The sequence below is a fragment of the Sulfobacillus thermotolerans genome (genome assembly GCF_039623705.1).
GTDB lineage: Bacteria > Bacillota > Sulfobacillia > Sulfobacillales > Sulfobacillaceae > Sulfobacillus > Sulfobacillus thermotolerans.
Map to the genome: position 1 here is coordinate 668,823 of NZ_CP133983.1, position 24,999 is coordinate 693,821.

General features: G+C 53.2%; 20 protein-coding genes, 1 tRNA gene and 3 rRNA genes. 21 read left to right on the forward strand and 3 right to left on the reverse strand.

All coding sequences use genetic code 11. From position 1 onward, the window contains the following. From ORD20_RS03385 to rrf, 4 genes are all read left to right on the forward strand, one after another. Positions 1-1,437 (forward strand): 16S ribosomal RNA (locus tag ORD20_RS03385). A gap of 94 nt (positions 1,438-1,531) precedes the next feature. Continuing rightward, positions 1,532-1,607 (forward strand) — tRNA-Ile (locus ORD20_RS03390). Between the two features lie 24 nt (positions 1,608-1,631). Next, positions 1,632-4,533 (forward strand): 23S ribosomal RNA (locus ORD20_RS03395). 36 nt (positions 4,534-4,569) lie between these two features. After that, positions 4,570-4,687, forward strand: a 5S ribosomal RNA gene (gene rrf / locus ORD20_RS03400). The 16S, 23S and 5S rRNA genes sit together here with 1 tRNA gene alongside, the layout of an rRNA operon. 716 nt (positions 4,688-5,403) lie before the next feature. On the opposite strand, the gene ispH is transcribed toward rrf, so the two are convergent. Then, on the reverse strand, positions 5,404-6,189 hold the full coding sequence (ispH, locus tag ORD20_RS03405; RefSeq protein ID WP_430626509.1) for a 4-hydroxy-3-methylbut-2-enyl diphosphate reductase: 786 nt from the start codon (positions 6,187-6,189) through the stop codon (positions 5,404-5,406). A gap of 167 nt (positions 6,190-6,356) precedes the next feature. After that, a complete protein-coding gene (locus ORD20_RS03410) occupies positions 6,357-7,601 on the reverse strand; it encodes a cytochrome c biogenesis CcdA family protein (RefSeq protein ID WP_430626510.1) in 1,245 nt (414 codons plus the stop codon). Positions 7,602-7,719: 118 nt separating this feature from the next. Here ORD20_RS03410 and ftsE point away from each other — a divergent pair, with 118 nt between their 5' ends. From ftsE to ORD20_RS03445, 7 genes are all read left to right on the forward strand, one after another. Then, positions 7,720-8,406 (forward strand): cell division ATP-binding protein FtsE, encoded by a 687-nt coding sequence (gene ftsE / locus ORD20_RS03415; protein WP_103374213.1) that lies wholly within the window; start codon positions 7,720-7,722, stop codon positions 8,404-8,406. Next, positions 8,396-9,283: a permease-like cell division protein FtsX gene (gene ftsX, locus ORD20_RS03420; RefSeq protein WP_103374212.1), complete on the forward strand. Its 888-nt coding sequence runs from the start codon at positions 8,396-8,398 to the stop codon at positions 9,281-9,283. Before ftsE ends, ftsX begins: the two co-directional genes overlap by 11 nt. Before the next feature lie 194 nt (positions 9,284-9,477). Continuing rightward, positions 9,478-11,490: an excinuclease ABC subunit UvrB gene (gene uvrB / locus ORD20_RS03425; RefSeq protein ID WP_103374211.1), complete on the forward strand. Its 2,013-nt coding sequence runs from the start codon at positions 9,478-9,480 to the stop codon at positions 11,488-11,490. After that, on the forward strand, positions 11,483-14,326 hold the full coding sequence (gene uvrA, locus ORD20_RS03430) for an excinuclease ABC subunit UvrA (protein WP_103374210.1): 2,844 nt from the start codon (positions 11,483-11,485) through the stop codon (positions 14,324-14,326). The genes uvrB and uvrA overlap by 8 nt, the downstream gene beginning before the upstream one ends. 31 nt (positions 14,327-14,357) lie before the next feature. Beyond that, positions 14,358-16,226: an excinuclease ABC subunit UvrC gene (gene uvrC / locus ORD20_RS03435; RefSeq protein WP_103374209.1), complete on the forward strand. Its 1,869-nt coding sequence runs from the start codon at positions 14,358-14,360 to the stop codon at positions 16,224-16,226. Positions 16,227-16,274: 48 nt separating this feature from the next. Then, positions 16,275-16,616, forward strand: coding sequence for a phage holin family protein (locus ORD20_RS03440; RefSeq protein WP_103374208.1), 342 nt, complete (start codon positions 16,275-16,277; stop codon positions 16,614-16,616). Beyond that, on the forward strand, positions 16,595-17,422 hold the full coding sequence (locus ORD20_RS03445; protein WP_103374207.1) for a Cof-type HAD-IIB family hydrolase: 828 nt from the start codon (positions 16,595-16,597) through the stop codon (positions 17,420-17,422). The genes ORD20_RS03440 and ORD20_RS03445 overlap by 22 nt, the downstream gene beginning before the upstream one ends. On the opposite strand, the gene ORD20_RS03450 is transcribed toward ORD20_RS03445, so the two are convergent. Further along, a complete protein-coding gene (locus ORD20_RS03450) occupies positions 17,419-17,643 on the reverse strand; it encodes a hypothetical protein (RefSeq protein WP_103374206.1) in 225 nt (74 codons plus the stop codon). The genes ORD20_RS03445 and ORD20_RS03450 overlap by 4 nt on opposite strands. 154 nt (positions 17,644-17,797) lie before the next feature. Between ORD20_RS03450 and rapZ the strand changes: the two genes are divergently transcribed. The 10 genes from rapZ to ORD20_RS03500 all read left to right on the forward strand — a co-directional run bounded on the left by rapZ (position 17,798) and on the right by ORD20_RS03500 (position 24,995). After that, on the forward strand, positions 17,798-18,667 hold the full coding sequence (rapZ, locus tag ORD20_RS03455) for an RNase adapter RapZ (RefSeq protein ID WP_103374205.1): 870 nt from the start codon (positions 17,798-17,800) through the stop codon (positions 18,665-18,667). Position 18,668: 1 nt separating this feature from the next. Then, positions 18,669-19,994, forward strand: coding sequence for a gluconeogenesis factor YvcK family protein (locus ORD20_RS03460; RefSeq protein WP_103374204.1), 1,326 nt, complete (start codon positions 18,669-18,671; stop codon positions 19,992-19,994). Further along, on the forward strand, positions 19,955-20,809 hold the full coding sequence (gene whiA, locus ORD20_RS03465) for a DNA-binding protein WhiA (protein ID WP_103374203.1): 855 nt from the start codon (positions 19,955-19,957) through the stop codon (positions 20,807-20,809). The genes ORD20_RS03460 and whiA overlap by 40 nt, the downstream gene beginning before the upstream one ends. Positions 20,810-21,018: 209 nt before the next feature. Beyond that, the gene (locus ORD20_RS03470) at positions 21,019-21,372 is read left to right on the forward strand and encodes an NADH-quinone oxidoreductase subunit A (protein ID WP_103374202.1); all 354 of its coding nucleotides are present in this window, start codon (positions 21,019-21,021) and stop codon (positions 21,370-21,372) included. Then, positions 21,363-21,878 (forward strand): NADH-quinone oxidoreductase subunit B, encoded by a 516-nt coding sequence (locus ORD20_RS03475; RefSeq protein WP_103374201.1) that lies wholly within the window; start codon positions 21,363-21,365, stop codon positions 21,876-21,878. The genes ORD20_RS03470 and ORD20_RS03475 overlap by 10 nt, the downstream gene beginning before the upstream one ends. Continuing rightward, a complete protein-coding gene (locus tag ORD20_RS03480; RefSeq protein ID WP_103374200.1) occupies positions 21,875-22,336 on the forward strand; it encodes an NADH-quinone oxidoreductase subunit C in 462 nt (153 codons plus the stop codon). Before ORD20_RS03475 ends, ORD20_RS03480 begins: the two co-directional genes overlap by 4 nt. 12 nt (positions 22,337-22,348) lie before the next feature. After that, positions 22,349-23,305: an NADH-quinone oxidoreductase subunit D gene (locus tag ORD20_RS03485; protein ID WP_430626511.1), complete on the forward strand. Its 957-nt coding sequence runs from the start codon at positions 22,349-22,351 to the stop codon at positions 23,303-23,305. Next, positions 23,190-23,480: an NAD(P)H-dependent oxidoreductase subunit E gene (locus ORD20_RS03490; protein ID WP_430626512.1), complete on the forward strand. Its 291-nt coding sequence runs from the start codon at positions 23,190-23,192 to the stop codon at positions 23,478-23,480. Before ORD20_RS03485 ends, ORD20_RS03490 begins: the two co-directional genes overlap by 116 nt. Beyond that, on the forward strand, positions 23,477-24,769 hold the full coding sequence (gene nuoF, locus ORD20_RS03495) for an NADH-quinone oxidoreductase subunit NuoF (protein ID WP_103374197.1): 1,293 nt from the start codon (positions 23,477-23,479) through the stop codon (positions 24,767-24,769). The genes ORD20_RS03490 and nuoF overlap by 4 nt, the downstream gene beginning before the upstream one ends. Then, positions 24,750-24,995 (forward strand): 2Fe-2S iron-sulfur cluster-binding protein, encoded by a 246-nt coding sequence (locus ORD20_RS03500; protein WP_430626513.1) that lies wholly within the window; start codon positions 24,750-24,752, stop codon positions 24,993-24,995. The genes nuoF and ORD20_RS03500 overlap by 20 nt, the downstream gene beginning before the upstream one ends. The last annotated feature ends 4 nt before the right edge of the window (positions 24,996-24,999 follow it).

Below are 24,999 nucleotides of genomic sequence, written 5' to 3' on the forward strand. Positions count from 1 at the left end.
TAACCAAACCTCAAGAACCCTGAAGCGGTTACGGTGAGGCTGTATGACGTGACCTCAGACGCAAGGCGATCAAATAGCCTAGCGCTCGCCCATATTTTGTTGAATACTGGGCAACTGGCGCTCATCGCGGAGCTCGCGGCCCATTAGCTAGTTGGGGGGGTAACGGCCTCCCAAGGCGACGATGGGTAGCCGGCCTGAGAGGGTGAACGGCCACACTGGGACTGAGACACGGCCCAGACTCCTACGGGAGGCAGCAGTAGGGAATCTTCCACAATGGGCGCAAGCCTGATGGAGCAACGCCGCGTGAGTGAAGACGGCCTTCGGGTTGTAAAGCTCTGTCTGTCGGGACGAAGACCGGGACGGGAGTCCCGGGGAGCCGGTACCGACGAAGGAAGCCCCTGCAAACTACGTGCCAGCAGCCGCGGTAAGACGTAGGGGGCAAGCGTTGTCCGGAATTACTGGGCGTAAAGGGCGTGTAGGCGGTGCGATACGTAGCGGTTTTAAGCCTCCGGCTCACCCGGAGGAGGGCGGCTAAACGGTCGCACTGGAGGGCAGGAGAGGTGCGTGGAATTCCTGGTGGAGCGGTGAAATGCGTAGAGATCAGGAAGAACACCAGTGGCGAAGGCGGCGCACTGGCCTGACCCTGACGCTGAGGCGCGACAGCGTGGGGAGCAAACGGGATTAGATACCCCGGTAGTCCACGCCGTAAACGATGGATACTAGGTGTCGTGGGGGTCCACCCTGCGGTGCCGGAGCTAACGCACTAAGTATCCCGCCTGGGGAGTACGGCCGCAAGGTTGAAACTCAAAGGAATTGACGGGGGCCCGCACAAGCAGTGGAGCATGTGGTTTAATTCGACGCAACGCGCAGAACCTTACCAGGACTGGACAGGCACGTGAGCGCCGCGAAAGCGGCGGGCCCTTCGGGGAGCGTGCTCAGGTGCTGCATGGTTGTCGTCAGCTCGTGTCGTGAGATGTTGGGTTAAGTCCCGCAACGAGCGCAACCCTTGTCGTGTGTTGCCAGCGGTCCGGCCGGGCACTCACACGAGACTGCCGGTGACAAACCGGAGGAAGGTGGGGATGACGTCAAATCCGCATGGCCTTGATGTCCTGGGCTACACACGTGCTACAATGGTCCCGACAACGGGCCGCGACCGCGCGAGCGGGAGCGAATCCTTCAAACGGGATCTCAGTTCGGATTGCAGGCTGCAACTCGCCTGCATGAAGCCGGAATTGCTAGTAATCGCCCATCAGCATGGGGCGGTGAATTCGTTCCCGGGCCTTGTACACACCGCCCGTCACACCACGAGAGTTGGCCACACCCGAAGCCGGTCGGCCGAACCCGTGAGGGACGGTCCCGTCGACGGTGGGGCGGATGATTGGGGTGAAGTCGTAACAAGGTAGCCGTATCGGAAGGTGCGGCTGGATCACCTCCTTTCTAGGGAATGCTCCCGACGCACATGACGATATGGTTTTCGGGGACTGGGTCAGGGCTCTTGCGAGTCCGGTTTCGGTTTTACCGGAGACGTAAGGGGCCGATAGCGCAGTGGTTAGCGCACCCGCCTGATAAGCGGGAGGTCGGTGGTTCAAGTCCACCTCGGCCCACCATTTTGGACCTTGACAACTTTACAGGAGAAAGACAACACCAGCACACGGGGGATGCCTCGGGTGCGGATGGGGCGAAGAAGGTCGTGGCACGCCACGAAAGGCCTCGGGGAGCGGCGTCGCACGCATCGATCCGAGGGTCACCGAATGGGGAAACCCCTAGACCGGCAGGTCTAGACGGCGGGCCACTAGGGCCCGACCGAGTCCAAAGCGGGGAACTGAAACATCTCAGTACCTGTGTCGAGAAAGCGAAAGCGAATCCCTTAGTAGCGGCGAGCGAACGGGGACCAGTCCAAACGACGGCTCCGAGACGGCCTACCTCCGCGGAGTCGTCGGGTTGTGGACAGCGGATGCGGGCCAGTAGGGGGCCCGCGCCGGCGCGGTCGCGGGAGCATGAAGCTGTTGGAATGCAGCGCCCGAGCGGGTGAGAGCCCCGTCGTGCTGCCGCGGCCGGACCGGCCGCTGATCCCGAGTACCACGGTTCTCGTGAAAGACCGTGGGAAGCTGGGCGGCCCACCGCCCAAGACTACCGACCATCCGTCACCGATAGCGCAGAGTACCGTGAGGGAACGGTGAAAAGCCCCCCGGGAGGGGAGTGAAAGAGACCCTGAAACCGTGTGCTGTCAAGCCGTCAGAGTCTCGGCAACGGGATGATGGCGTGCCTATTGAAGAATGAACCGGCGAGTGACCGGCCGCCGCGAGGTTAACGTCCGCAAGGACGGGAGCCGGAGCGCAAGCGAGTCTGAAGAGGGCGACAAGTGGCGGTCGATCGACCCGAAACCGTGTGATCTAGCCGGCGCCAGGCTGCAATCCCCTTAAGCCGGGATGAAGGGCCGCACCCGTGTCCGTTGAAAAGGGCTGGGATGAGCGGCGGCTAGGGGTGAAATGCCAATCGAACACGGAGATAGCTGGTTCTCCCCGAAATCGCTTGAGGGCGAGCCTCCCCGAACAATACCGACGGGGTAGCGCTCTGTGAATGGAAGGGGTCCGTGAAGGATTACTGCCTGTTCGCAAACGACAAAGTCGTCGGTAGGCGGGAGAGAGTCAGACGTTGGGGGATAAGCTCCAAGGTCAAAAGGGCAAGAGCCCAGATCGTCCGCTAAGGTCCCTAAATGTGCGCTGAGTGGCAAAGGTCGTCGCGTGATCGAGACAGCCAGGAGGTTGGCTTAGAAGCAGCTATCCTTGAAAGAGTGCGTAATAGCTCACTGGTCGCAGTCGCGCGGCGCCGAGAATGTCCGGGGCTAAGCGGACTACCGAAGCGGCGAATTGGCCCCCGCACGGGGGCCAGTGGTAGGGGAGCGTCCGCCGGGGGGCGAAGCGGTCGTGGAAACGGCCGTGGACCGCGGCGGAGTGCGAATGCCGGTATGAGTAGCGAAAAGGCCCGTGAGAATCGGGCCCGCCGAAAGCCGCAGGGTTCCGGAGGCAGGATCGTCCGCTCCGGGTTAGTCGGGCCTAAGGCGAGGCCGTTAAGGCGTAGTCGATGGAGACACGGTGGAGATTCCGTGACCAGTCGGACATGGCGAACGAATCAGGACGTTGCGGACGGGGGTCAGCGCCCCGTTGGTCGAGGGCGTCCCGCCAGGGGGACGGAAACGCGAGTACGGAAGTGAGCGCCGTCCGCGACCAAGAAAAGTGATTCGGGAGTGTCCGAGTGTCCGTACCCGAAACCGACACAGGTAGGTGAGGCGAGGAGCCTCAGGCGCGCGAGTGACCTCTCGTTAAGGAACTCGGCAAATTACCCCCGTAACTTCGGGAGAAGGGGGCCCGGCGGCGTCCGCCGCCGGGGGCACTACAGCGGCCCAAGCGACTGTTTACCAAAAACACAGGTCCCTGCGAAGTCGCAAGACGCCGTATAGGGGCTGACGCCTGCCCGGTGCTGGAAGGTTAAGGCGAGGTGTGCAAGCACCGACCCGAAGCCCCAGTCAACGGCGGCCGTAACTATAACGGTCCTAAGGTAGCGAAATTCCTTGTCGGGTAAGTTCCGACCCGCACGAAAGGCGTAACGACTTGGGCACTGTCTCAACGAGAGACTCGGTGAAATTGCAATCCCTGTGAAGATGCAGGGTTCTTACGACTGGACAGAAAGACCCCGTGGAGCTTTACTGTAGCCTGCCATGGGTCGAGCGCGACGTGTGTACAGGATAGGTGGGAGGCGGAGAAGCCGCCGCGTCAGCGGCGGGGGAGCCATCCTTGGGATACCACCCTCACGGCGTGCACGATCTAACCGCCGTCGTCACCCGACGCGGGACAGTGGCAGGGGGGCAGTTTGACTGGGGCGGTCGCCTCCTAAAGCGTAACGGAGGCGCCCCATGGTTCCCTCAGCACGGTTGGACAGCGTGCAGGGCGTGCAAAGGCACAAGGGAGCTTGACTGCGAGCGCGACAGTGCGAGCAGGGCCGAAAGGCGGGCTTAGTGATCCGGTGGCACCGTGTGGCAGGGCCATCGCGCAACGGATAAAAGCTACCCCGGGGATAACAGGCTGATCTTCCCCAAGAGTCCATATCGACGGGAAGGTTTGGCACCTCGATGTCGGCTCATCGCATCCTGGGGCTGAAGTCGGTCCCAAGGGTTTGGCTGTTCGCCAATTAAAGCGGTACGTGAGCTGGGTTCAGAACGTCGTGAGACAGTTCGGTCCCTCTCCGTCGTAAGCGGAGGATATTTGCGGGGCGCGACTCCTAGTACGAGAGGACCGGAGTGGACGAACCGCTGGTGTGCCCAGTTGTGTTGCCAAACGCAGCGCTGGGAAGCTATGTTCGGATCGGAGAAGCGCTGACCGCATCTAAGCGCGAAACCGGCCCCAAGATGAGATATCCAGGGGGCTCGTCAGAGCCCCGAGAGACCCCCACCAGAACAGTGGGTCGATAGGTGGTCCGTGGACACCCGGCAACGGGCGGAGCGAGGCCATACTAATCGGTCAAGTCCTTTCTCCTGTGAAGTTGTTAGGGCCCGAGATGGTCCGACGCCTTTGTCGGTGCCTCAGAGGAAGTGTGTTGACCCGTTCCCATGCCGCACACGGTCGTCCCCCACTTCCTCGCTGGTGGTACTGGATCCGCAGGGATCTGGGAGGCCCAGTCGTGCCGACATTTTTTTCACCCCTCGTTTGAAATAGACGGGGGGTTTTTGCGTTCCTAAACATGGGACCGTGGAGTCGTCCGGTACATCTGATATGATCTAAACAAAAGTGGCGTTGACCGGTTGATGCAGTGTCCGTACCCAGTTTCAATTTTTGCTTGCTACCTGTAGCGCGTCGAACACTGGAATAGAAAAACAATGTGGGAAGCAGCTCCGAATTTTGTAACCCGTTCTGCTAGCGGTTGGTGCGCCGGCCTTAACATCGCGCGTAAGGGCTAACAACGCCGCTCTTATGTCGACACTACCAATGAAAAAAACGTCAAATTGAACCTCCCCGCCCTAAAGGGCGGAGATTCTGGGGGAACCGTGGTCGCTGCGTCGCGGGGTGTGACCCCCTCGGAGTGGTCCTCCGGACTCGCCACCGCTTATCCCGCCAGCAATTTCCCGGGGTTCAGCCGGACTACGCCTTAACGCTCCCTGGAGGGGAACGGGACGGCGATACGTGTTATTTCTACACGTCAGATTCTCATGCCACTTTTTTTGAGTGGCCACAAGGATTCGCATGTTTTAACGTCTTATCATGACGACGCGATACATTTTACATCTCCCACGAATTGCGGAAGACAACCACACGAACGTATCCAGTTGTCAAAGAGCGAACATACGTATTTTAGCAGAAGATTTGCCTGACGGCAACGCCGTAAAACTCCGCCCTGAACGGCGGAGTTTTACGGCGCATCTGATAAAAAAGCCTCAGCGCTTTCGACGCGTACGGAGGGTTTATGACCAATTTTCTCAACAACTTCCACCAGACGATTCGAGTTGTTGCTACGGCGGTCTCCGACGACCACCACCATATCCACTTCATCCGCAGCTTTAACGGCAGCTTCTTGCCGTAACTGAGTAGCCATACAGATTTCATTGTGGACCTCCGCATGAGGGTACCGCTCTTGAAGTTTGTCGATAATGGCTGCCGTATCCCATTGGCTGAGGGTTGTTTGCGTGACAATCGCGATCGGGTCATTCGGACTAAAGGGCACGTCGTCAACCTCTTCGAGACGTGTTACCAAGCATACGCGAGACGCCGGTGCTTCCCCCATGGCACCTTCAGGTTCGGGATGTCCTTTGGTGCCAATATACACAATCGAATAGCCCGCACGAGTTTTCTCTTGAATCAGTGTGTGAGTCTTTGTGACATCGGGACAGGTTGCATCGAAGACTGTGAGGCCACGCGCCTGGGCTTTGGCCTTGACGCTGGGAGAAATGCCATGGGCTGTGAAAATAACGGTGGCACCATCCGGGACTTGGTCCAGTAATTCGAGGCGGGACGCTCCGTCTAGCGTGGTAATTCCATAGTGTTCTAATTCTAATACCGTGTGTTGATTGTGCACGATTTGGCCAAGAATATAAATAGGCCGTGGCACATTCGGATCTTGCGCTACACGCTTGGCCATGGTGATGGCATCGACCACGCCATAACAATAGCCACGGGGATGAATTTTTAAGACGTCCATTGAAATGCTAGCTCCCTTCTGAGACTCTCGCATGGGCAGGTCGTGCAATGTGACTGCCGCGGTGTCGCCCGAGGCCATGTAAGGGCGTTCTCGTTTCGCTATTCTTAATGGCTATGGGTCGACTATAGTCATCCCATTATAGACCGAAGAGCAAGGTCAATCTAGGGTTAGAGGGTCATGGTCATGAGCCGATATCCCGTAACCGCCAAGAGCCATGCTGTCCACTGCACCTCGGTAAAGGGCGAACCTGGGGTGCCGGTCGTAAGAGAGGCTACGCCCATGCTTATGGCCGTCATGAGAAGGAAGGTACCGCCCAGTTGTCCATCTTGGCGTGGACGATACCAGTACAGACTCCATAAAAACGCTGTGGTGAGCATCATCAGCAAGGACCACAGAAAATAGGTCGCAAAGTGATCGAGATGGTGGGTTGTAATCGTGAACAGCCAAAGATTCGAAGGGCCCCCAATCCATGGAATGCCTAAGCCCCATATGCTTAAAGCTGGGGCTAAAGTTAGAGCCGCCATATCCGTGTCCGACCATCTCCACAAGTGGCGGTGACGGAAGATTACAGACCCTGCCGCGAGAACCGCCCCCGCGACAGCTCCCCAAAACCCCAGGGTGCTTTGCGGGGTAAAAATGAGATGAGAGGGATGCCTGATGAAATATCCCACATCGGTGAGTATGTAAATGCCCTTTTCACCCAAAAGCGCCCCAAAAATAATGGCCACGAGGAGGTCCCGGTCATACCAGCCGGTAAGTAGACTAATTCCTAAAATCACCAGCATGGCCCCGGAAATGCGCTCAATCCAGGGAAGATATCGTCCCATTTGCCTGGTCCATTGTGCCGCTTGGCCTAAGAAAAAGGCTAAGACAATAAAGGGAACCGCTAAGCCAGCGGCATAGCTTGCCAGCATAATCCCTCCCGTGCTGACGGTTGATGAATGCGCCGCAAGAAGCAGGATACTGGCCAAAATTGGGCCGACACATGGCGTCCATCCGGCTGCAAAGACCATCCCTAAGATGACGGCAGAAATGCCCTGAGCCTTGGGAGTCACGGAAAAATGCACGTCACGTTTGATGAGGCCGATTTGAATGAGCCCAAAAATCTCCAAGCCGAACACAATCATGATGAGGCCGCCAATCTCCGCAATAATTTGGCGGTGGAAATGGATAAACTGCCCCATGCTGCTAGCCCCGAGTCCTGCCAGTACAAGAATGATCGAGAAGCCCAAAACAAACAATACCGCATTTTGCATGACGCGACGCCGAATCACATGGTTATGAACGGATTCCGCGGTTAAAGCGGTTCCTGCCATCGTCGTAAGGTATGACGGGATGAGAGGCAAAACACAAGGCGACAAGACGGAGGCTAGCCCAGCAACGAATGCGACGCCTAGTGATACCAAAGACAACCATGTCGCCTCCTCATACAAAGACTCAATACAAAAATTATATCATGGCGAGGCGCTAGGGCATAACAGCAGGAATTCGTCACTCGATGTCGTATTTTAATATCTCAGGGGGAACGATATGATCCGTTTGGAGAATGTCAGCAAACGTTACGGAAATGGACATTATGGGGTAATTGATGTCAATTTGGAAATCCATCGCGGCGAGTTTTTGTTTCTTGTTGGCCCATCGGGGGCGGGCAAATCCTCGTTAATACGCATGCTCTATCGCGAGGAAGTCCCTACGGCCGGAGAAATCTTTCTGGACGAATTTCGCCTGTCACAGCTACGCCGAAATCAAGTGTCACGGCTTCGGCGCCAACTAGGGGTCGTGTTTCAGGACGTGAAATTGCTGACGAATCGTACGGTCTTTCAAAACGTCGCGTTTGCAATGGAGGTTGTTGGTGCGAAAAGTCATGAAATCCAAAAGCGTGTACCTCAGGTTTTGGATCTCGTCGGCCTTTCGAGAAAACGTAATAACTTTCCGCATCAATTATCCGGAGGAGAGCAGCAGCGGGTTGGAATTGCGCGGGCCTTGGTGAATAATCCGGTTTATGTCATTGCCGATGAACCTACTGGGAATCTGGACCCAGATACCGCATTTGAAATTATCAAGCTGCTCAATGAGATCAATCGCCGCGGCGCGACGATTATTATGGCTACGCATGCGCGCGATATTGTGAATCAAATGCACAAGCGCGTGGTTGCCGTTGAAAACGGGCGAATCGTTCGCGACGAGGCGAGAGGGGCCTATGGCTATGAGTCTTAATAGTGTGTGGTATATTACCAAAGAAACGGGACGAAACCTTGTTTACAATACGTGGATGACCCTAGCCTCCGTATCTACGGTGGCTATTTCGATGTTTGTCTTATCCTTTTTTCTTGTGTTGACGGTCAATATGAATCATCTTACCACCGTGTTACAGAACCAAGTAGAGATGCGGGTGTTTATCAATACCAATGTTCCACGATCGAAAGAAATGGCGCTGCTGAATGAAGCCGACAAGTGGCCAGGCGTCCGTAAAATTCAGTTCTTTACCAAACAACAAGCGGCAGAAAGTCTCAAAAGGGAGTTTCCAGATCAACGGGATCTCTTGACGCTGATTGCTAAATCCAATCCGCTCTTTGACGGGTTTAATGTCTATACAAAGAACCCAGCTGAAATTCCGGCCTTGGCGGTGCGTTTTCAACATCAAAAAGTGGTCCACAACGTGGTCTATGAAGGGCAGGTTGTCAGACGCTTATCCCGGCTCTCCATCATCATGAAATGGGTGGGATGGGTCGTAGAGCTGTTGTTGGGACTCGCCACATTGTTCATTATCATCAATACGATACGTTTAGCTGTCTTTGCTCGTCGGAGGGAAGTCGCCGTGATGAAACTTGTGGGTGCCACGGATTGGTTTATTCGCTGGCCTTTCATTTTGGAAGGCTTGGTTCTAGGTTTGGTGGGGGCTGGCATCGCTGATGTCGTAGTGGCACAAGGCTACCATTGGTTGGTGGCGGCCGCTGCTGGCGCCTTGCCGTTTTGGCCTATGGCGCCGTACTCTCAAGTGATGGGGAAAACGGTGGATTTTACTCTAGGGGGAGGGTTGCTTGTCGGAGGATTAGCGAGCATGGTGGCGCTCCGCCGCTTTCTCCGCGTCTGACAATTTGCGCTGCGTGGTATAATGAAAGGAATGGAGAAAAACGTGGAAGCGACGCATTACCCCGTCCGTTTCTCCCTAAACGGGTTGGCGGGCGCGTAAAGAGCCATAGGGGTGTGGGGCTTTGTCTTGCTCGTTACCTTTTTTGCCCCGACGCTGTCGACACAATGTAATGAACCAGTGAGAAAGGATGAACAATGGGCGTCTTTCAACTCGTGAGTCCTTATCAGCCGCAAGGCGATCAGCCTGATGCTATCGCCAAATTGGTGCGTGGAATATCGGATCAAAAACGGCAGCAGGTTTTGCTAGGCGTTACGGGATCGGGCAAGACTTTTACGATGGCGAACGTCATCCAAGAAGTCAATCGACCCACGTTGGTGATGGCGCCCAACAAGACGCTGGCCGCGCAGTTGGCAGGGGAATTGAAGGCTTTTTTTCCTCATAATGCGGTGGAGTACTTTATTAGCTATTACGATTATTATCAGCCCGAAGCGTATGTCCCGCAAACCGATTTATTCATTGAGAAAGACTCTCAAATCAACGATGAAATTGACAAACTGCGACACTCTGCGACGTCCGCTTTGCTTGAACGGCCGGATGTGATTATTGTGGCCAGTGTCTCGTGCATTTATGGTTTAGGATCGCCGCAAGATTATCGCGAACTGGTTTTGTCTCTGAGAGTGGGGATGGAACGGGAGCGGGATGCGATTTTGCGCAAATTAGTCGAAATTCAATACGACCGCAATGATGTAAATTTTGTTCGAGGGAAGTTTCGTGTTCATGGCGACGTCATTGAAGTGTTTCCAGCCAACCAAAGTGAGCAGGCAATACGCATTGAGATGTTTGGGGATGAAATTGAGCGCATTCGGGAATTTGATCCCTTGACTGGCGAGATCTTGGGGGAACGAGAACATGTAGCGATTTATCCGGCCTCTCACTATGTTATGGGGCAAGACCGTCTAGCCCCAGCGTTGGCATCCATCGAAGCGGAATTGCAAGACAGGTTGCGGACGTTGAAAGAACTGGGCAAAGATCTCGAAGCCCAACGGCTTGAGCAGCGGACGCGCTACGATTTGGAAATGCTGCAAGAAGTAGGCTTTTGCTCTGGAATTGAAAATTACTCGCGTCATTTTACGGGAAAAAATCCCGGGGAGCCTCCTTTTACGTTACTGGATTATTTTCCGCATCCCTTCTTGACCATTATTGATGAATCGCACGTCACCGTACCCCAAATTCGGGGCATGTATGCAGGGGATATGTCCCGCAAGACGACGCTAGTGGAGCATGGCTTTCGACTCCCATCGGCGTTAGATAACCGTCCGCTGCGTTTTGATGAGTTTCTAAGTAGTCTTGATGACGTGATCTATGTTTCAGCAACGCCTGGTCCTTATGAATTAGAGGCGGCAGGCCAAGTCGTGGAACAAATTGTGCGGCCGACGGGTCTTTTGGATCCGCCGATTGATGTACGGCCTACTAAAGGTCAAATTGATGATTTGCTGGGTGAAATCCGAGATCGTGTCAAGCGGGAGCAACGGGTTTTGGTGACGACACTGACAAAACGAATGGCCGAAGACCTTACGGAGTACTTGCGGGAAAATCAGGTCAAGGTGCGCTATTTGCATTCAGATATTGATGCCCTCGAACGGATGGCCATTATTCGCGACTTGCGGCTCGGGGAATTTGATGTCTTAGTCGGCATTAACTTGTTGCGAGAGGGGTTGGATTTGCCCGAGGTAGGGCTCGTGGCCATTTTGGATGCCGACAAAGAAGGCTATTTGCGTTCGGTCACTTCACTCATCCAAACCATCGGCCGGGCCGCCCGCAATTTGGAGGGGCATGTAATCATGTATGCGGATAAAGTGACGGATTCCATGGCTCGGGCTATTGACGAAACGGATCGTCGGCGTGCGATTCAGCGGCAGTACAACGAGGAGCATCACGTGATCCCCAAAGGCATCACGAAAGCCGTGCGGGAAGTGATTCAGGCGACCAAGTCTGTCTCGGATGATGGTGTGATTGACAAACCGATGAAGGATATGACAGCACGGGAACGTATTCAAATGGCGCGCCAGCTTCGCAAGGAAATGAAAGAGGCCAGCCGCAACTGGGAATTTGAACGGGCGGCCATGCTTCGCGATATGCTTATGGAGTTAGAAAACGAGGCACCCATTAAGGCTGCGGCAGGAGGGAAGCGCAAACGACATGGCTAGCACAGTAATTGCCGTAAAGGGGGCACGGCAGCACAATCTGAAGAATGTGTCCCTGGAGATACCGCGCGACAAGCTAGTGGTCATTACGGGGGTCTCGGGCTCGGGGAAATCGTCGTTAGCCTTTGATACCATCTACGCCGAAGGACAACGCCGCTATGTCGAGTCTTTGTCAAGTTATGCTCGGCAATTTTTGGGACAGATGGACAAGCCGGATGTGGATAGCATTGATGGTCTGTCCCCGGCGATTTCCATTGACCAAAAAACAACCAGCCATAATCCTCGGAGTACCGTCGGTACCGTGACCGAAATTTATGATTATCTCAGGCTTTTATATGCCCGTGTGGGGGTGCCGCACTGTCCCCAATGTGGCAATGAAGTGAGCCAGCAGACCATCGAACAGATGGTCGACCGCATTATGCAAAAACCCGAAGGAACGCGTCTTGAGATTCGTGCGCCTTTGGTGCGGGGCCGAAAAGGAACCCATGAAAAGCTGTTTGATCAGATGCGCCAGCAAGGGTTTACGCGGGCTCGCGTCGATGGGGCATTAGTCGAGGTCGAAAACATTCCCGCGTTGAATAAAAACAAGAAGCATGATATTGCAGCGGTGGTGGACCGCATTGTGGTGCGGGATTCAGTAGGCCACCGCCTGGCCGAATCTTTGGAACAAGCCCTAGAAGTCAGTGGTGGGCTTGCAGAAGTTGGCGAGCCTGAGGGCGAAGCCGAGCTTTTCTCTCGGGAATTGTCTTGTCCTCGGTGCGGAATTTCTCTTGAAGAATTGACACCGCGGATGTTTTCATTTAATGCGCCCTATGGGTCTTGTCCGGCGTGTACGGGCTTAGGATTCAAATTAGAACCCGATCCTGATTTAATTGTGCCTGATCCGTCTTTGTCGATCAATGATGGCGCTGTCGCTCCCATTTTCCGTGCTCCCAGCCGCTTCTACATGAATTTATTGGCGGCGGTGTTTCAAGATGCTGGCTATTCCCTGACCACCCCGTTTCGCGATTTACCCGATGAAGCGAAAAGGATTGTTTTTTACGGCTATGAAAAGACCTTGCCCTTCCACTTTGAAGGTGTTTTTGGCAATCATGTCCAACAGACGCGCTATCAGGGCATTATTCCGATTTTAGCCAAGCGTTACCGAGAGGCAGGAACGGAAAGCGCGAAGCAAGATGTGGAAGAATACATGAGTTCAAAACCCTGTACCGTATGTCATGGAAAGCGACTCAAGCCCGAAGTTTTGGCTGTGACGATAGGGGGGCTCTCCATTGCGGATTTCACCGAGTTGTCCGTTCGTGATGCCAGAGCCTTTGCTGCGGCATTAACGTTTGACGAGCGCGATCAGCGTATTGCGGGACCCATTTTGAAAGAAGTCAATGAACGGTTGAGCTTTTTGGTGGATGTTGGGCTGGGCTATCTCACGCTATCACGGGCTGCGGGATCCCTGTCCGGTGGCGAGGCGCAGCGCATCCGGCTGGCCACGCAAATTGGGTCGTCGCTCGTGGGAGTGCTGTATATTCTTGATGAACCCTCGATTGGCTTGCATCAGCGGGACAATGAGCGATTGATTGCAACGTTGAAAAAGCTTCGGGATTTGGGGAATACCGTCCTGGTCGTGGAACATGATGAAGACACCATGTTAGCCGCTGATTATTTAGTGGATGTCGGGCCTGGGCCTGGCATTTATGGCGGTCATATTGTCTCTCATGGGACGCCTCAGATGGTTATGGCGGACCCTCACAGTTTGACAGGGCAGTACTTAGCCGGGACACGTGAGATACCCATACCTGATGCCTACCGAAAGCCGGAAGGACGGTGGCTTCGAGTCGTCGGGGCTACGGAGCACAATCTGAAAAATATCACGGTTAATATTCCCCTAGGCTTAATGGTGGCGGTCACCGGCGTTTCGGGTTCAGGAAAGTCGACGCTGGTTAATGACATCATTCGCAAGCAATTGGAGGTTAGCCTCAACGGAGCACGTAATCGCCGTATTGGGGCTTATGAACGCATGGAAGGCTTAGAGTATTTGGACAAGGTGATTGCGATTGACCAAAGTCCTATTGGGCGTACGCCACGATCCAATCCTGCTACCTACACCGGTGCTTTTGACTTGATTCGTGAAGTCTTTGCCAATACCACGGAGGCCAATATTCGGGGATATAAAGCGGGACGGTTTTCCTTTAATGTACGTGGCGGCCGCTGTGAAGCATGCAAGGGTGATGGCATTCTCAAAATCGAAATGCATTTCTTGCCCGATATTTATGTTCCTTGTGAAGTGTGCAAAGGGACACGCTACAATCGTGAAACGTTGGATGTCCATTATCGAGGCAAGAATATTGCGGATGTGCTCGATATGACCGTTGATGAAGCGCTAGAGTTTTTTCAATTACACAATCGTTTGAAGCGGAAACTCCAGACACTGAAAGATGTGGGATTGGGGTATGTGCGTCTTGGGCAACCTGCTACAACGTTGTCAGGTGGAGAAGCGCAGCGGGTTAAGCTCGCGACTGAACTGTCGCGACGTTCGGATGGCCGGACCTTTTATATTTTGGATGAGCCGACAACCGGGTTGCATCAAGAGGATATTCGGCACTTGTTAGAGGTGTTGCAGCGATTGGTGGCGCAAGGCGACACCGTCTTGGTGATAGAGCATAATCTAGACGTAATCAAAACGGCTGACTGGATTATTGACCTAGGGCCGGAAGGAGGAGACATGGGGGGCCAAGTAGTGGCTCAAGGGGCGGTTCCCGAAATAATCGCCAATCCGGATTCGTACACAGGCCAGTTTTTAGGGCGTCACATCGCACGGCGCGAAGGAGCTTCGTTGCCCCAATAGGGTTAGGACGTCGTGCGAAAGGGGAGATATCATGATCTCGGAACACTTGGAGGAAAAGCGCCAACTGTTGCCGGATAAGCCAGGCATTTACCTCATGAAAGACGAAAATGGCCGGGTGATTTATGTCGGCAAGGCACTCAGTCTAAAGCAACGGGTTCGGAGCTATTTCCAAGAAGCGAGCCGTCTTCAGCCGAAAGTGGCGGCTATGATGCGTCACGTGGTGGATTTTGAAATTATTACGACAGACACCGAAGTCGAGGCGTTGATTCTTGAAGCCACTATGATTAAAAAGCTTCAGCCGCATTATAACATCCGGCTGAAGGATGATAAGTCCTATCCCTATATTCGGCTTAGTTGGGAAGAAGAGTTTCCGCGTTTGATGATTGCGCGTCGGCCAGATATCCCAGGCAGCCGTTATTTTGGGCCGTATACGCGTGCGCAATCCGTTCATGAAACGATCCGGCTCTTACGTCATATTTTTCCGATTCGTAACTGCACCAATCAGAAATTTAAAAACGCCGTGCGGCCTTGCTTGGAATACCATATTGAAAGGTGTCCGGCACCGTGTCAAGGCTTAATTGACAAAGACAGCTACCGTAGCATGATGAAAAATGTTGAGCTATTTTTAGACGGAAAAGTTGATGCGGTAGAAAAGACGTTGGTGCAGCAACTGAATGACGCCGCTGCTCATTTGGAGTTTGAAAAGGCAGCGCGTTTTCGTGATCAAGTGAAGGCTGTGCGAGAGATTACTGCCCAGCAAAAAGTGTCGGCGGAGGCGGGACGCCAGCTTGATGCCATCAGCTGGGTGGTCAGCGCAGACGATGCCTACGTTCAAGTTTTTATGGTGCGCGAAGGGCGGTTGATTGGCCGGGAGTCATTCACTCTGACGGGCGTAGACGAAAACAATGAACACGAGATTGCCAAGGCCTTTCTCATGCAATATTATGACCGGGCCCGAGATATTCCGCCTGAAATTCTTATTGAACATTTACCGCCCGAGGTGGATGGCATTGATCAATGGCTGCGGGAAAAACGGGGAGGACGGGTGGAGTTAAAAGTTCCACAGCGTGGAGAAAAACAACGATTGTTGGCGATGGTGCGGCAAAATGCGGCATTGGCACGCGATGAAGCGTTGAGGCGTCTGGAAATTAAAGAGCGCGAACGCGATACAGCGCTATTGGAAATTCAGCATAGTTTAGGATTGCCTAAGTTGCCTGTGCGGATGGAGTGTTATGATATTTCGAATACGCAGGGAACGGAATCCGTGGCATCGATGGTGGTGTTTACCAACGGAAAGCCGGATAAGAGCCAGTACCGACGATTCCGCATTCAAACCGTTGAAGGACCGAATGATTTTTTGTCTATGAAAGAAGTTATTAGACGTCGTTTTCACCATCAAGCGGAGGATGCCAAACTCTTAGGAAAGAGTCGGTTTGCGACGACGCCGGAATTGGTTATCATCGATGGGGGGCGAGGGCAACTGGGATATGCCTATCAAGCGATGCAAGAGTTGGGTGTAGAAGATATCCCGGTATTTGGATTAGCGAAGCAGCATGAATGGCTGTTTGAACCCCAATCAGCGCAACCTATCATTCTCGACCGCGACTCTGCCGCATTGAAATTGATTATGCATCTGCGGGACGAGGCACATCGCTTCGCGATTACGTATCATCGTCAGTTGCGGACGAAACGCAACTTAGCATCGGTTTTGGATAGTATTCCAGGGGTGGGGCCGGCGCGTAAGAAGGTATTGCGTCAGACTTATGCTGATCTCCACGCCATGCGGCAAGCCACTGTGGAAGAGCTCGCTGCATTGCCTGCGATGACGCGTCCGGTGGCCCTAGCCGTGTATCAATATTTACATGAAGAACGGAGCACAACCGAGGACTCGACGTCGTAGCAGTGGCGGGGTACAACACTCGATGGCGACACAGAGGAGGTATGCGTCATGCGTTGGCTTACGGTATGGATTGCATCCGCTGTGGGGCTCGCGGTGGTCACGCATTTACATCTTGGCGTGCAAGCCGTCAGTGCGGAAAGTATTATTGTAGCGGCCTTGGTACTAGGGCTTGTTAACACAATTATTCGACCGGTCGTCAAGTTGTTAACATTGCCCATTAATCTTCTCACCTTTGGGTTGTTCGGATTAGTGATCAATGCGTTGATGCTATGGTTGGTGTCGGCGGTAGTTCCAGGCTTTATGGTCCATGGATTTGGCGCGGCGTTTTGGGGGGCGTTAATTCTTTCTATTGTATCGGGGGTTGTAGGATGGGTGATCAAGTACGGATAAAATTGTTGGTGTTGGACTTAGACGGCACCGCGCTGCGCCCCGATGGTTCTTTATCGACAGAACTTATTGAGCGTGTCGCGCAGTGCCGGGCTATGGGGGTTCAGGTGATGCTAGCGACGGGGCGTATGCTACGCTCGGCTATTCCTTATTGGATGCGCCTAGATCTTGGCAACGGCCCACTTATTGCCTATAACGGAAGCTTGGTCGCCGAAATCCCGAGTGAAACCCCTTGGTTTGCGTGGCAGCTCAATTCCCAAGTGGCGCATTTCGTGGTGCGGCGGGCGCTTGAGTGGGGGATTTTGGCGCAAGTGTATGTGGGCAATGAATTGTGGTTGTCGCGCGAAGATGAACGAGCTCAACACTATATCACGGTGAATCATATTCCCGGGGAAGTGAAACTGGGCGATGATATTCTGCGCTGGCCAGAACCTCCCATTAAAATTTTGCTGCAGGATGATCCGGAACGCCTGGATGAATTTCGCGTAGAAATTACTCCCGAGGTGCTGGGCCTTCAAGGACGGTTATTCAAATCGCAACAAGATTACCTAGAAATTGTACCTGCGGGTGTGGGCAAAGGGCCAGCTTTGGAAAAGGTCGCGCATCGATTAGGGATTGAGCGCGAAGCCATTATGGCCGTGGGGGATGCCGAGAATGATATCGACATGATACGGTACGCGGGCATTGGCGTCGCCATGGGCCAAGCGTCAGACATGGTCAAACACGCAGCAGACTATGTCACTAAACCCGTACAAGAAGATGGTGCCGCGTATGCTATCACTCATTGGATCTTACGCGATAACGACTAATGCCAACGGCTTAGGATCTGATGCCCCCAGGGCAAGCGCCAAATCAGGTAGAGAGTGGTTAGGGTCACAGTAATGATAAAGGCCCAGGCGAACTGCCGTTCCATTTGCCGTTCCCGGGCTGCTCGTTTCAAATCGGCTCGAGAGGTGCCCGTATTGAGATCGATTGGGTCTGTTTGAGTGGTTTGGTGTCGGCGCTTGCGCGACCATGCTTCTGTCGCCATGGACAAAGCCTCCTTGTTCTCCTTACCATCGCCTTTTGATGGGTAATTCGACATCATCTGGCGAATTTCCTGTATTAGAACGCAAAATATCGTGAAGAGCAAGAGGGTATTCGGTAGTTGGCGTGTAATCATTGAAAACGAGGGAGGTGACATGATGGAACCACCACGGCTAGTAGTCATTACGGGGTTATCAGGAGCAGGACGCAGTGAAGCGATGCGTGTGTTCGAAGATTTAGGCTATTTTTGTGTGGACAATCTGCCCCCAAATCTCATCAGCAAGTTTGCAGAACTACTGCATAAGAGCCCTGAGGTGCAAGGAGCGGCGTTAGTGATGGATATTCGGGGTGGAGTTTTCTTTCACCAATTGACCGCATCATTACGCGAATTAGAAGTGGTGGGATTGCCTTATCAGGTGCTTTATTTAGAGGCGGATGAGGAGACCTTAATTCGCCGATATAAGCTGTCCAGACGGCGCCATCCCTTAGAGGCCCAAGGCCGACTTGTCGAAGCTTTGCGGAAAGAAAAAAGGGCGCTCCAAGAAATTCGGGGCAAGGCGGATGTTGTTATTGACACTTCTGGCTTGACCCCATTGCAATTGCGTCAAAGAATTTCTGACATTTTTCGTTTGGATGCGGGTGCCTCATCGTTTCAGGTGCGCTTAGTATCTTTTGGGTTCAAACATGGCTTGCCTAAGGATGCCGACTTGGTCTTTGATGTCCGTTTCTTGCCTAACCCCTATTATGTAGACGATTTGCGAAGCAAGACGGGTAACGACGCCGCGGTCGATCAATATGTGATGCGCTTTCCCCAGGCCAAGGAGACGCTTGCACATCTTGATAACCTACTGACCTTTCTCATTCCTCAATTTCAGCAAGAGGGAAAACCCCAGATAACCGTGGGCATTGGCTGTACTGGCGGCCAACATCGGTCAGTGGTTTTTGCCAACCATTTAAAGGAATTGCTGCTTGAGCATGGCAGCCAAGCCTTGGTCGAACACCGCGATCTTGAGCTGCGGGAGGATTAACATGTGGCGTTTGTTGATTCCGGGTTTAAAGCTTAAACGCTTTATGGCGCTTATGGCCTTAGGGTTTATGACGTTGGGCATGGCATTGGCGCTCTGGGTCTTGCCTGCCTTGTTGTCCGGATGGCATCGGCCGGCGGTTGAGGGGACGCTTTTGCTAGTCGGTATCGTCAGCATTGTGCTCGGAGTCTATGGCTTGTGGCAATCTCTCAATGAGATGCTGGGATCTGATAGATGGGCCGGCCTGTTATATTCGAAAAGACAACTGGCGCGAGGACCGCATGTGGCCGCTTTAGGTGGGGGAACCGGCATGCCGTCGGTCTTACGTGGGTTAAAACATTACAGTTCCAACTTGACCGCCATAGTCACGGTGGCGGATGATGGGGGCAGCTCTGGGCGTCTGCGCGGCGATATGGGAATGCTTCCCCCAGGCGATATTCGGAACTGCATGGTGGCATTGGCCGATACGGAACCTTTAATGGAACAACTGTTCCAACATCGATTTCCCGCAGGAGAATTAAAAGGGCATAGCTTTGGTAACTTATTTTTGGCAGCCATGGAACAGGTATCTGGTGATTTTGTGACGGCTTTGCGCGAGTCAAGCCGTGTGCTTGCGGTACGGGGAACGGTGCTGCCAGCGACCTTAGAACATGTCACACTCGAAGCTCAATTGGTTGATGGAACGCATGTCACGGGAGAAAGTGCTATTGGCCATAGTGAAAAGCCGATCGAAAGAGTGTGGATGGAGCCCTCTGATGCAACACCGCTACGGGAAGCCGTTGAGGCAATTTTATCGGCCAACATGGTCGTGTTGGGGCCGGGGAGTCTCTATACGTCCATATTGCCCAATCTTTTGATTCCGGCGATTGCCGACGCTATTCGGCAAACCCAAGCCATTCGGGTATATGTCGCCAATATTATGACGCAGCCAGGGGAGACGGCGAACTTCTCCGTTCGTGACCACCTTGCGGCGATTGACAAGCATGTGGGGCCTGGCCTTATTGATATCGTGCTAGTCAATAGTCAGCCTGTCCCCGAAGACTTGTTGGCTCGCTACCGCAAAGAGGGGGCTGACCAAGTCGGAGGTGCTATTGACGGCTTGTCAGGTGCTGAACCGCTGGTGATCTATGATAATCTACTATTAGCAGGGCAAGTGGTTCGCCACGATCCGGAGAAATTGGCAACCGCACTCTTGCGAATTTTAATAAAATTTCGGCCTAAATGGGCTGAAGGCCGTTTAATGGACGCGGCTTGGTTGGAAAATCGTTTACGGGAGCGTCACCAGCCACGATGGGATGGTCTTATGCGCGACAAGTTAAGGCAGAGATAGCGCGGGAGACCATTGAATCTCTCCCCGCTTGCATGTGGGCGGAGTTGTGGGGTCTTGGCGGCTTTTCGCAACCTGACCAATGGCGCGATGGCCTAAAAATAGGCAGTGCTCTCATTGCGCGACGGGCATACCGATTGATGAAAACATTAAATCTTTCTCCGCGCATTATGGTTTACCGGGCGTCGCGCCGCATGCATTTTGTCATTAAGCCAAATCTTAACGTTGATAGCGTCAACGAGCAGAGCTTAATTTTGGGATGTGGACCCAGTTATTTGCGGGGCATGTTCTTAGCGCGTGGATATTTGGCCGATCCTGAGCGGGGAATTCATTTGGAATTCGGGCTTGATAGCGAAGCCCAAAGGGCCTTGCTTCTTCATGTGTTACTCCCGTTGCATCTGCGCCCCAAAGAAACGGTTCGCCGCGGGCGTACGGTGTTGTATTGGAAAGACCGCCAGCAGATTATTCGCTTATTAGCGCAGATGGGCGCGCATCAGGCGGTGCTGGAGTGGGAAAGTGCGCAAGTCATGAAAACCGTAAAAAACCGCGTCAACCGTCTTGTCAATTCGGAAACCGCTAACTTGCGGCGTTCAGTCGAATCGGGCATGGAGCAGGCGCGGATTTTACAAAAAAAGGTTTCCGATCCAAGCCTTCCACCGGCGTTGCGGGAACTAGCTTTATTGCGTATTGCCCATCCGGATTGGTCATTAAAGGAGTTGGGATTGGCGTTATCCCCACCTATTTCCAAATCTGCCGTGAATCATCGTATGCGGCGCCTGCTAAAAGGGCAAAATTTCGAAACGGACGGACAAAATTAGACGATGTGTGCTTTTTTTCACGAGAAAAGGCTACCGTTTTTTCGTGCAGTTTGCCATAATGGTGAATTGTTAGAGAAGTAAGACGATACGGGGATCCCGGTCGACGACGTTGTGACAAGAGCGTATAATCTGTTTGTGAATCCAAGAACGTTCCGTATTAGTTCCTTATAGTGGGAAACTGTGAATCGAAGACAGCGGGGGTGGCGGAGATGTTCACGAATTACACCGCACTATTGATCTATTTCATTGTCGCATTCTTGGTTGCGTTTGGCATGTCGTACACTTCGAATTTATTAGGACCGCAAGCGCCTGGCGGATTGAAAAAGGCGACCTATGAATCAGGTATCGCTCCTGAAGCGCCGGTTGGGTATTTCTCCGTGCGATTTTATCGGGTAGCGATGTTTTTTATGATTTTTGATGTTGGAGTCATGGCTTTATATCCGTGGGCGGTGAGTTTAACGACCTTGCGGCAAATAGGGTTTGAGAAGGCGCTATTCTTCCTGATTATCATCGCGTTTGCGTTTGCGTATGTGTGGAACAGGGGGGGATTCCAATGGGATTAAGTTCGGAGCAGAAAGAGGCTGAAAAGTCGCTATTGCTGACAACGGTTGAGAAAATGGGGCGCTGGGCCCAGAAATCTTCCGTATGGCCGGCGACCTTTGGATTGGCGTGTTGTGCGATTGAAATGATGAGTGTCACGAACTCTCGTTATGATTTAGCGCGGTTTGGTGCTGAGGTGTTTCGGGCCTCGCCGCGACAAGCTGACTTGATGATTGTTGCGGGGCGAGTCAGTCAAAAGATGGCGCCAGTTCTTCGGACGATTTGGGAGCAGATGCCTGAGCCAAAATGGGTCATTTCCATGGGCGCATGCGCCTCGTCAGGAGGTGTCTTTGATAATTATGCTATTGTGCAAGGAGTCGACCACATTGTACCGGTTGACATCTATGTCCCGGGGTGTCCCCCCAATCCGGAAGCTTTAATGTTTGGAATTCTCAAATTGCAAGAACAGATTATCAAGGGCATTCCCCCAAAGTATCAACGAATGGCAATGGAGGCTGAGACCCTGTGAATCAGAACGATCCCGACATTATGGCGCGACTGCATGACCAATTTGCCGACAAGATTGAAGACGTGAACGCGGTGGATCAACCAACCTTAATGGTGGCGCTAGATGATTTAATTCCCGTCTTGACCTTTCTCAAGACCCAGGAAAATTATGCGATGTGCCTCGATGTATTAGCCGTGGACTATCTACCCAGCCGACCGCGGTTTGAATTGGTCTATCACTTATATCAACCGTGGAAGCGTGCCCGAATCCGTGTAAAGACGCGGGTGGCCATCGATCAAAGCGTGCCGACCGTAACCACGTTGTGGCCGGGAGCCAATTGGCCAGAACGCGAAGCGTTTGATTTGTTTGGCATCGTGTTTTCCGGACATCCAGATTTAAAGCGCATTTATTTGCCAGAAGACTGGGATGGGCATCCCCTGCGTAAGGATTATCCGCTGACAGGAACTCGTATCGACTGAGAGGTGATGGGAATGGCTGCCGACAAGTTAGAATCGACACAGACAGTGGACCCCGGGCAAACGATGATCATCAATCTGGGGCCGCAACATCCAAGTACGCACGGAGTACTGCGGGTGCGTTTAGAATTGGACGGAGAGCGCGTGGTTCATGCAGAGCCTGTGGTGGGTTATCTTCACACGGGATTTGAGAAGACAGCGGAAAACCTTACGTATCAGCAGTGCAATACCATTACCGATCGTCTCGACTACTTAGCTCCTATGACCAACAACTTGGCGTATGTATTAGCCGTTGAAAAACTGTTAGGGGTTGAAGTCCCCAAACGGGCGCAATATATTCGCGTCTTATTTGCAGAATTAACGCGCGTGGCTAGCCATCTAGTGTGGTTGGGTACGCATGTGATGGACTTGGGCGCGATGAGTCTTTTTTTCTATACGATGCGAGAACGTGAGGTAATTCTGGACCTGATTGAAGATGCGGCGGGAGTGCGTATGAACCCTAGTTATTTTCGCATCGGGGGCTTGGCGTATGATTTGCCTGCGGGTTTTCACGAAAAAGTGCATGAATTTGTGAAGGATTTCCCTCGCTGGATGAAATCATACCGCCATCTGTTTGAAGGGAACCCGCTGATTAATGAACGGCTGGAAGGGATTGCGACGATAACCCAAGAACAGGCCCTTGCGTGGTCTGTTACGGGGCCGAACTTGCGGGCTACGGGATTGCCCATTGACTTACGGAAAGACGAGCCGTACTCCTCCTACGAAGATTTTGACTTTGATGTTCCCGTACGTACAGGTGCTGATGCGTATGTATTTACCAGAGTCCTATGTGGAATCCGTGGCGTCATTCTACTCATTGTTCTATCGCCACAAAGTAGGCAAAAATGTCGTTCACGTTTGTGTGGGCTTATCTTGCGCACTGGCTGGATCAGACCATTTAATGGAGAAATTAGAGCACCATTTGGGCATTAAAGAAGGACAGACAACAGCAGACGGTGAATACACCTTGCTCGAAGCCGAATGCCTTGCGGCGTGCAACGCAGCGCCAGTTGCCCAAGTCAATTTGCGGTATTTCGAGCGGGTTGACTTGGAACGACCGGAAGAAACACTGCTGGGCACATCGTCTGAAAAAGAGGTGACGCCATGAGTCAGAAATATTACCTCTTACGCAATCGTGAGATACCGAATATTGACCAAATGGCGGTCTACCAGGCACATGGCGGCTATGAAGCGCTGAAAAAAGCGTTAAACGAGTATAAGCCGGAGGAACTGGTCGATCTGGTTAAAAAGTCCGGCTTGCGTGGCAGAGGTGGCGCCGGGTTTCCGACCGGCATGAAATGGGGATTTCTTCCCAACGACGGGCGCAAGCGATATCTTGTAGTAAATTCCGACGAAGCAGAGCCCGGCACTTATAAAGATCGCGAAATCATTGAAAAAAATCCGCATCAACTCATTGAAGGCATTATTATTTCCAGTTATGCCACCAAAGCGCGTGAAGCCTACATTTATTGCCGCGGGGAATTCTTGTTCGGTGCGGAGCAGTTACAGCGGGCGGTCGCTGAAGCTTATGCCGCAGGCTATTTAGGGGAAAACATTCTCGGCTCAGGATTCTCGGTAGATTTGAAGGTGTACCGGGGGGCTGGCGCTTACATTTGTGGCGAAGAGTCTGCCCTTCTCGAGTCGCTGGAAGGGCGCCGGGGCAATCCTCGGTTGAAGCCGCCTTTTCCCGCCGTTGCGGGTCTGTATGGGGGTCCCACCGTGGTGAACAATGTCGAGACGATCACCAATGTGCCGGCGATCGTGACGTATGGTGCGGATTGGTACACCTCGATGGGGACGGCGAAAAGTCCAGGTTTGAAGATTTTCAGTGTCAGTGGACGGGTAGTGCGCCCGGACAATTACGAAATTCCTTTGGCTACGCCCTTGCGCACGCTGATTGATGACTATGCTGGGGGTGTATTGCCTGGCCGACGTATCAAGGCCGTTATTCCCGGGGGAAGTTCGGTGCCCTTGCTCTTGCCCGACAAACTGGATACACCGCTGGATTATGAGTCGGTATTGCAAGCGGGGTCCATGCTGGGCTCTGGTGGCTGCATTGTATTGGATGATTCTGTATGCATTGTGGGTGCGACGGCCCGCTTGGTGAAGTTCTACCGAGAAGAGTCGTGTGGTAAGTGCACGCCCTGCCGTGAAGGCACGTATTGGATGACGGATGTGCTCGAGCGGATTGAGCACGGATTAGGCACGGAAGAAGACCTCGATACGCTGATGGATATTGCCGATAACATTGGCGGCAAGTGTTTTTGCCCGCTCGGCGATGCGTCGCTTGGCGTGTTGGTGAGCGCAATGAAATTCTTCCGGGATGAGTTCGAGGCACATGTGCGTGAACATGCATGTCCGATGGGAGCGAAGTTATATGATACGGTTAACCATTGATGGTCAGGAAGTCACAGTGCCTGAAGGCACGATGATCGTAGATGCAGCAGCTCGACTGGGCATTGACGTCCCCGTCTACTGCTATCACCAGGCATTAGGTCCTTTGGGAGCTTGCCGCATGTGTCTGGTTCAAGTGGAGAAAATGCCCAAGTTAGTGACGGGCTGTACGACCCGTTGTGGTCACGACAGTAGAGCATCAACCGGCCACGAGCCAGTTTACGGGTAACGTC

Bases quoted from the DNA above. Each gene is read 5' to 3' on its own strand.
- ispH (WP_430626509.1), bottom strand. From the start codon at position 6,189: ATGGACGTCTTAAAAATTCATCCCCGTGGCTATTGTTATGGCGTGGTC.
- ftsE (WP_103374213.1), top strand. From the start codon at position 7,720: ATGATCCGTTTGGAGAATGTCAGCAAACGTTACGGAAATGGACATTAT.
- ftsX (WP_103374212.1), top strand. From the start codon at position 8,396: ATGAGTCTTAATAGTGTGTGGTATATTACCAAAGAAACGGGACGAAAC.
- uvrB (WP_103374211.1), top strand. From the start codon at position 9,478: ATGGGCGTCTTTCAACTCGTGAGTCCTTATCAGCCGCAAGGCGATCAG.
- uvrA (WP_103374210.1), top strand. From the start codon at position 11,483: ATGGCTAGCACAGTAATTGCCGTAAAGGGGGCACGGCAGCACAATCTG.
- uvrC (WP_103374209.1), top strand. From the start codon at position 14,358: ATGATCTCGGAACACTTGGAGGAAAAGCGCCAACTGTTGCCGGATAAG.
- ORD20_RS03440 (WP_103374208.1), top strand. From the start codon at position 16,275: ATGCGTTGGCTTACGGTATGGATTGCATCCGCTGTGGGGCTCGCGGTG.
- ORD20_RS03445 (WP_103374207.1), top strand. From the start codon at position 16,595: ATGGGTGATCAAGTACGGATAAAATTGTTGGTGTTGGACTTAGACGGC.
- ORD20_RS03450 (WP_103374206.1), bottom strand. From the start codon at position 17,643: ATGGCGACAGAAGCATGGTCGCGCAAGCGCCGACACCAAACCACTCAA.
- rapZ (WP_103374205.1), top strand. From the start codon at position 17,798: ATGGAACCACCACGGCTAGTAGTCATTACGGGGTTATCAGGAGCAGGA.
- ORD20_RS03460 (WP_103374204.1), top strand. From the start codon at position 18,669: ATGTGGCGTTTGTTGATTCCGGGTTTAAAGCTTAAACGCTTTATGGCG.
- whiA (WP_103374203.1), top strand. From the start codon at position 19,955: ATGGGATGGTCTTATGCGCGACAAGTTAAGGCAGAGATAGCGCGGGAG.
- ORD20_RS03470 (WP_103374202.1), top strand. From the start codon at position 21,019: ATGTTCACGAATTACACCGCACTATTGATCTATTTCATTGTCGCATTC.
- ORD20_RS03475 (WP_103374201.1), top strand. From the start codon at position 21,363: ATGGGATTAAGTTCGGAGCAGAAAGAGGCTGAAAAGTCGCTATTGCTG.
- ORD20_RS03485 (WP_430626511.1), top strand. From the start codon at position 22,349: ATGGCTGCCGACAAGTTAGAATCGACACAGACAGTGGACCCCGGGCAA.
- nuoF (WP_103374197.1), top strand. From the start codon at position 23,477: ATGAGTCAGAAATATTACCTCTTACGCAATCGTGAGATACCGAATATT.
- ORD20_RS03500 (WP_430626513.1), top strand. From the start codon at position 24,750: ATGATACGGTTAACCATTGATGGTCAGGAAGTCACAGTGCCTGAAGGC.